Raw genomic sequence first — 6,857 nt, 5'->3', positions numbered from 1 at the left:
TTCATTCATTGAGATTAGTGAAGTAAAAGAATTTATATTAAAGCAAGATTTAAATATAAAAGATATTCACGATATACACATTCATTCAATCTCTCAAGATTATCATATACTAACAGCTCATATAATCTTAGATGATTTAAATGAGTTTAAAAGTGTTTTACAAAAGCTTAATGCTTTACTTAAAAATGAGTTTAATATACATCATATTACTATTCAGCCAGAAATTAGCGAATAATTAGGAATTAACTTCCTAATTACTCTTCAATTAATTCTTTTTCGCCTTTTTTACGAGCTGCTATGATTAGTGGGACTCCGCTTAAATCATAATGCTTTCTTAATACATTTTGTAAATAGCGTTTGTAAGAAAAATGAAGTGCTTTTGGTCTATTCATTACAAGTGCGATTTTTGGTGGTGCAACGCTATATTGAGTAGCGTAATAAATCTTAACAAGTTTACCTTTATCGTGTGGCAATGGATGAGCTAGACAAGCTTCTTCTATGATTTGATTTAGTTTTGAAGTTTGGATTTTTTGAATGTAGTTTGAATGCACTTTTAAGATTAAATCTAAAAGATTTTTAATACGCTTTTTACTAAGTGCTGAAACGCTAATAATAGGTGCATAGGCTAAGAATTTAAATCTATCAAGCCTTAAATGTTTGCAAACTTCATCAAATTCTTTATCACTCTTACCACATAAATCCCATTTATTTAAAACTATAATCACGCCTAAATAATTCTTACCTAAAAGCCCAGCTATTCTTTCATCAAGCTCGTTAAATCCTTCAGCAGCATCTAATACAAGCAAGGCGATTTGAGAGTTTTCTAGCATTTTTTCGGTGCGATTTAGAGCGTATTTTTCTATACCTAAAATTTTACTTCTTCTTCTAATTCCTGCGGTATCAACAAATTCAAGCGTTTTGCCATTATATTCAATACTTTCATTTACAGGATCAATCGTAGTTCCTGCAATGCTACTTACAACACATCTTTCATCATTTACAAGTGCGTTTAAAAGTGAGCTTTTGCCTACATTTACACGCCCTAAAATTGAGATTTTTATATGATTTTCATCAATTTCGCTAACTTCATTAATGCCTTCTTCATCATATTCACCAGCTATGTTTTCATCTAAGAAATCTTCTAAGCTAAGCTCTGAATTATCAGGCACGAAAGTATCACGCAAATGTGAGCTTAAAAAATCATTTAATTCATCAATTCCCGTTGCGTGAGATACGCTTATATTAAATACATTTTTAAATCCAAAACGAGTAAATTCCAAGCTTCTTTCTTCATCTTTTTTACTATCTACTTTATTAATTACTAAAGCTGTTGGTTTTTTAAGCTTTAATAAATCATAAAAATAAGCCCTATCATCATCATTTGCACCCAATTTACAATCTACCATATAAACGATTATATCAGCGTCTTTTGCTTCTTTTAAGGTGTTCTTTTTAACATTTTGAAATAATTCATCTTTATCATCAAGCCCACCGCTATCTACTAAAATAGCCTTTTTTCCATTAATATCAACTATTTTTCTATTAGTATCTCTAGTAGTGCCACTAATATCAGAAGTTATCGCTAAGCGTTCTTTTGCTAAGCGATTAAATAGTGAGCTTTTGCCAACATTTGGCTTTCCTATTAACATTATTTTTTGCATATATATCCTTTATTAAAAAAGCTCATTTTAGCTATTATTGTTTAAGTCCTAGCAAAGTATCTAACATTTTATCAACCGTTGTGATGATTTTAGCACTTGCACCAAAACTTGCTTGATATTTCATAAGATTGCTTAATTCTTCGTTCATATCAACTCCACTTACTGATTGAAATTCTGCTGTTACATTAGCCAAGATAGCTTCGTTTGTTTTGTATAAAGTATTATTGTTTTCTGCACGACTTGCTATATCTGTTGTTAAAGACCTATAAAATCCTTCAAAAGTAGCTTGAGTGCTTTCTCCTTTAGTATCGTAAAAATCAATTTTATTATATTGAAGTTGATTGATTGCATTTGCTACATCGTTATTTCCATCAGCACCAGAACTACTTGCTCTAAGTAAAGTTGGGTCGTGTCTTAGGCTAGTATCTACATTTATATTGCTACCATTAGTGCCTTCAAAGAATTTCCCAAGACCAAAAATTCCAGGAAAATTAGTGCCATGATCTTCTACGCCTACTTTAAATCCATCTAGTTTAGGAATAAGACTAAAAATACCACTATCTTTTGTTTCATCATAAGAATAATCAGCTAAAAAATAATCATCAAAATCGTTTAAATTGTTATTATCATTATTATCATCTGTATTAGAATTAATTTTTTCTAATAAACTAGAACTTCTTACTCCACCTGTCATTGATGTGCTTGTATCAAGAGTGATTGTTTTTCTTGCTACTTCTTTACCATTATCGTTATATACGATTAAATCAAATGTGCCTGTTTTTAATCTATTATCTGCATTCATAATAATATCATCACTCTTTAGATGAGACATTTCATTTGATAATATTTGCTTTTGAGCTGCTCTTGAGTAGATATTGTTTGTTTCTGTAATCATAGTTTTTGCAAAAGAATCAAGATTGTTTATATAATCTTGCAAAATACCATCATCAAATCCATTAGTTTGGGTATTAAACTCACGACCCCTTAAATCAAGTTGAGCTCCTAATTGTCCCCCACTTAATTTAGAAGTTAAATCAGCAGTAGTTCCATCTTGAAGCTCATAATAAATCCTTTGAAAAGGGCTTCCTGCAGCAACACTATCTATTCTTAATGGATGAAATGTTGTCCCATCAACTATAGAAAAACCTTCAATATTTAAATGATAATCTATGCTTCCATCTTTTACATTTGTATCAAATGAAGCATTTTGTTCTAAATTCTCTTTAAAAACCGATGATTTAACGAGTTTTGAAAGTCTTAATTCTAATTCATCTCTTTTATCTCTTAAATCATTTGCCATAGAATCACCAGCGCTCTCACTTGCTGCTATTTGAGCATTAATTGTAGAAATATCCTTACCAATTCTATTTATTTCTTCAATAGTTAAAACTACATCATCATTTACTGATTTTTGCATTTTAAACATATCATCTCTAGTAGCTTTTATATCTTTTGCAAGGGTTGTTGCTACTTGAACTAGATTTATTTTTGTAGCACCATCAGCAGGGTTGCTAGCATAATTATTCCAAGCTTTTTGATAAGCTTGCAAATCATTTAAAATTCCAACATCTTTTAAATCAGGAAATCTTTGTGCTGCTTCTTCAAGTTTTGTTTTTAGATATTTAGTATGTTCAAAATTATTTGTATTATCACGCATTTTTGTGAAAACATACTCATCGTGAATTCTTACAATCTTATCAACCTTAGTTCCAAGTCCAATATCACCAGCTGGCACATGTAAAGCATCTGCTGCTGATTGAACCACTCTTTGCCTAGTATAATAAGGATTGTTTGCATTTGTAATGTTATGTCCTGTTGTAGATATTTGAACTTGTGCAGCTCCAAGACCACTTACACCTGTATTTAGTGTTGAAAATATACTCATAATTAACCTTTAAAACTTTAACTTGATTTAAGCTTGTTAGCAAAATATATTCCATATCGTAAAAATTTTATTAATCTTTATATTTATTTGAAATTCTTTTTTTGGATATTGATTTAAAAAATATTTTTTAATAACTTATATTAAAATTAAAAACTTATAATCCAACATTAAAATATTTATTAAAGGAAGAAATATGAAAATAATGGTAATTCAAGGACCAAATTTAAATATGTTAGGTCAAAGAGACCCTAGAATTTATGGAACTATGACTATGGCTCAAATACATGAACAAATGAGTATAGCTGCTAAAGAAAGCAATGTTGATATAGAGTTTTATCAAAGCAATTATGAAGGCGAAATAATTGATAAAATTCAAGAGTGTGTAGGAACTTGTGATGCAATTATTATAAATGCTGGTGGATATACTCATACATCAATTGCGATTGCTGATGCAATAGCAGCTACTAGAATGCCTGTAGTTGAAGTTCATATTAGCAATATTTATGCTAGAGAAGAATTTAGAGCTAAGAGTTTCTTAAGTCCTGTATGTGCTGGAACTATTAGTGGTTTTGGACCATTTAGCTATCATTTAGCATTACTTAGTGCAATTCAAATGGTTCAACAACAAAGAGCATTTATAGCAGCTCAAGAAGAAGCACTAAAAGCAAATAACGCTTAATGCCAAATATCAAGATAAATGAAGCGAGATATTTTAAAAGGATTAAGTATTATCCGTATTTTAGCAAGGATAATAAAGCTTATAAATATTTAGCTTTAATTTCTCTTGGTAGTAATATAGAGCCTGAGTGTGAAAGATTTGTAAGATTATTTAAAAAATTAAAATCTGATAGAAGATTTAAGATTATTCAAACTTCAGCATTATTAATAAATGAAGCTTTTGGGTATAAAGAGCAAAAAGATTTTACAAATGCTTTAATGTTTGTTAAAACAAGTCTTCACGCAAGAGAGCTTTTAAAAGTTTTACAACACTATGAAAATATTTTTCATAGGACAAGAAGTTTTAAAAATGCACCTAGAACTCTTGATTTAGATATTGTTTATTTTAGTGAAAAAACATATTGCGATAAGAGATTAGTATTACCACATTATGGTGCAGAAGATAGGATTAGTATAACTTTAGTATTAGGAACAATGTAAGGAAAAAATATGGCAATTAGGCAAGATAGTTTTAGAGTAGAAAAAGGACAAGATTATTTAGCTTATGTTAGAGATTATTATGGAGATGAAGCTGAAATAGTTGCTGTAACTCAAGTAGAAGGAAGAACTCCAACAAGCCCTGCTATGGTAGAAGTAGTTGTAGCTATTAATGATACAAAAGAAAAAAAGCAACCAATTGTAAATAAAAGAGCAGCGTTACACTACGAAAATAGTTTAAAAGAATTTAAAAGCGATAATTTTGATAGAAAAATAGCTATAGAAAATAAGCAAAATCAAAATGAAAATAAACCACTTAATCAAGATTTAAATTCTAAAAAAGAATTATCTAGATTAAAGTTTAATCCTAATTCTAGCAATAAGACAAAAGATGATAAGCAATTATTAAATGAGTTAAATAGCAAAGTAGATTATTTAATGAGTATGAGATGGGGCGAACTTGCTCCTGCTAGAAATAATCTTGAAATTCCACCTGAGTTTGCATTAATTTATGATAAAGCAAAAAAAAGTGATATGTTACAAACTCATTTAGATGAAATTATGAGAGCAACTCTTAAAAATATGCCAAAAGCTTTATTGAGTAATAAAGAAGCAATTACTAGATATTTTACAACCTTACTTAAGAGTATGATACCTTGCAGAGTTGATGCACCTATTAGAAAACAAAAAATAATTATGTTAGTTGGCCCAACAGGGGTTGGCAAGACTACAACATTGGCTAAACTAGCTTATAGATACGCATACGGAAGCAAAAGATACAAAACTGCTATAGTTTCACTTGATAATTTTAGACTAGGTGCTAAAGAGCAATTAGCTGAATATGCTAGGACTATGAGATTACCAATTGCATTTGTATCAACCGAAGAAGATTTACATAAAAACCTTGAGACTTTAAGTGGTTATGATGTGGTTTTAATAGATTCAACCGGTAATTCTCAATATGATAAAACAAAAATTGAAAAATTAGAAAGTTATTTAAAGGCTAGTGAGAGTGAAATTGAGGTTGCATTGGTATTAAATGCAGGTATGAAGTATGATGATATGGAAGAGACTTTTAATGCTTTTAATGCTTTAAATATTGATACTTTAATACTTACAAAATTTGATGAAACTAGAGCTTTTGGTAATATTTTTTCATTAATTTTTAATATTAAAAAACCTGTTTCGTTTTTTTCAATAGGTCAGAATGTTCCTGATGATATTTTAGTAGCTAATAGCGAGTATTTAATTAAATGCGTTTTAGATGGATTTAAAGGATAAATTATGCAAACACAAGCTGATAAATTAAATGAGCTTATGAAAAATGAGCATAAAGTAAATAAGAAAAATACAAAATTTATTGCAATTACAAGTGGTAAAGGTGGGGTTGGCAAAAGCACAATAAGTGCTAATATTGCTAATTTACTTGCAAATGATGGATATAAAGTAGGTCTTTTTGATGCTGATATTGGTCTTGCAAATCTTGATGTGATTTTAAATGTAAAAATAGGCAAAAATTTATTACATGTTTTAAAAGGAGAATGCAAACTAGCTGATATTATTAAACAAGTAAAACCGAATTTAAAACTAATCCCAGGTGATAGTGGTGGAGAGATTTTAAAATACAATAATTCAAGTTATTTTGACGCTTTTTTAGAAGATGCTGAATTATTAGAAGATTTAGACTTTTTGATAATTGATACGGGTGCTGGTATTGGTGGAACTACTTTACATTTTTTAGAAATTGCTGATGAAGTTATTGTTGTAACTACACCTGATCCTGCTGCAATTACTGATGCTTATGCTACTATTAAAGTTACTTCTGATGTAAGAAATGATTTTTTAATGCTTTTTAATGTGGTAAAAAGCGAAAAAGAAGCACTAGATTTATTTACAAATATTTCAAAAGTTGCATCAGCAAATATTAAAAATAATCCTGAATTAAAATATTTAGGATACTTAGAAAGCTCTGCTTATGTTATTGATTGTATTAAAAGTAGGGTTTTGTTTTCTCAAAGTTCGTCAAGAGAAACTAATCAATTAAAAAAAGCTACTAATAATCTTTTATCAAGATTGGAACGAAATGTGCTTAAAGATTCTGATTCAGGAAATATAAAAAGCTTTTTTAAAAGATTAATTGATAGGATTTAAGGTAT

At 29.2% G+C, this 6,857-nt stretch carries 7 protein-coding genes; 5 read left to right on the top strand and 2 right to left on the bottom strand.

The window, feature by feature from the left end; genetic code table 11:
* Positions 1–235: cation transporter dimerization domain-containing protein (locus AVBRAN9331_RS06030; protein WP_442862295.1), on the top strand; the 235-nt coding region annotated here is incomplete at its 5' end.
* A 19-nt stretch (positions 236–254) separates the two neighbouring features.
* Here the strand turns inward: AVBRAN9331_RS06030 and der are convergent.
* Positions 255–1,661, bottom strand: coding sequence for a ribosome biogenesis GTPase Der (gene der, locus AVBRAN9331_RS06025; RefSeq protein ID WP_214149802.1), 1,407 nt, complete (start codon positions 1,659–1,661; stop codon positions 255–257).
* Between the two features lie 34 nt (positions 1,662–1,695).
* Positions 1,696–3,546, bottom strand: coding sequence for a flagellar hook-associated protein FlgK (gene flgK / locus AVBRAN9331_RS06020; RefSeq protein WP_336609531.1), 1,851 nt, complete (start codon positions 3,544–3,546; stop codon positions 1,696–1,698).
* A 193-nt stretch (positions 3,547–3,739) separates the two neighbouring features.
* Here flgK and aroQ point away from each other — a divergent pair, with 193 nt between their 5' ends.
* From aroQ to AVBRAN9331_RS06000, 4 genes are read left to right on the top strand one after another with little or no spacing between them, the layout of a single operon-like run.
* Positions 3,740–4,225, top strand: coding sequence for a type II 3-dehydroquinate dehydratase (gene aroQ, locus AVBRAN9331_RS06015; RefSeq protein WP_214117276.1), 486 nt, complete (start codon positions 3,740–3,742; stop codon positions 4,223–4,225).
* Positions 4,225–4,704 (top strand): 2-amino-4-hydroxy-6-hydroxymethyldihydropteridine diphosphokinase, encoded by a 480-nt coding sequence (folK, locus tag AVBRAN9331_RS06010; RefSeq protein ID WP_214117274.1) that lies wholly within the window; start codon positions 4,225–4,227, stop codon positions 4,702–4,704. The genes aroQ and folK overlap by 1 nt, the downstream gene beginning before the upstream one ends.
* Before the next feature lie 9 nt (positions 4,705–4,713).
* The gene (flhF, locus tag AVBRAN9331_RS06005) at positions 4,714–5,982 is read left to right on the top strand and encodes a flagellar biosynthesis protein FlhF (protein ID WP_336608639.1); all 1,269 of its coding nucleotides are present in this window, start codon (positions 4,714–4,716) and stop codon (positions 5,980–5,982) included.
* Between the two features lie 3 nt (positions 5,983–5,985).
* On the top strand, positions 5,986–6,852 hold the full coding sequence (locus tag AVBRAN9331_RS06000; protein WP_214117271.1) for a P-loop NTPase: 867 nt from the start codon (positions 5,986–5,988) through the stop codon (positions 6,850–6,852).
* Positions 6,853–6,857: the final 5 nt, after the last annotated feature.

The sequence above is a fragment of the Campylobacter sp. RM9331 genome, assembly GCF_020137685.1.
Taxonomy (GTDB): Bacteria; Campylobacterota; Campylobacteria; order Campylobacterales; family Campylobacteraceae; genus Campylobacter_E.
This window is presented reverse-complemented; position numbering and strand designations above follow the sequence as displayed.

Excerpts from the sequence above, each read along its gene's own strand:
- der (WP_214149802.1), bottom strand. The coding sequence starts at position 1,661 with ATGCAAAAAATAATGTTAATAGGAAAGCCAAATGTTGGCAAAAGCTCA.
- flgK (WP_336609531.1), bottom strand. The coding sequence starts at position 3,546 with ATGAGTATATTTTCAACACTAAATACAGGTGTAAGTGGTCTTGGAGCT.
- aroQ (WP_214117276.1), top strand. The coding sequence starts at position 3,740 with ATGAAAATAATGGTAATTCAAGGACCAAATTTAAATATGTTAGGTCAA.
- folK (WP_214117274.1), top strand. The coding sequence starts at position 4,225 with ATGCCAAATATCAAGATAAATGAAGCGAGATATTTTAAAAGGATTAAG.
- flhF (WP_336608639.1), top strand. The coding sequence starts at position 4,714 with ATGGCAATTAGGCAAGATAGTTTTAGAGTAGAAAAAGGACAAGATTAT.
- AVBRAN9331_RS06000 (WP_214117271.1), top strand. The coding sequence starts at position 5,986 with ATGCAAACACAAGCTGATAAATTAAATGAGCTTATGAAAAATGAGCAT.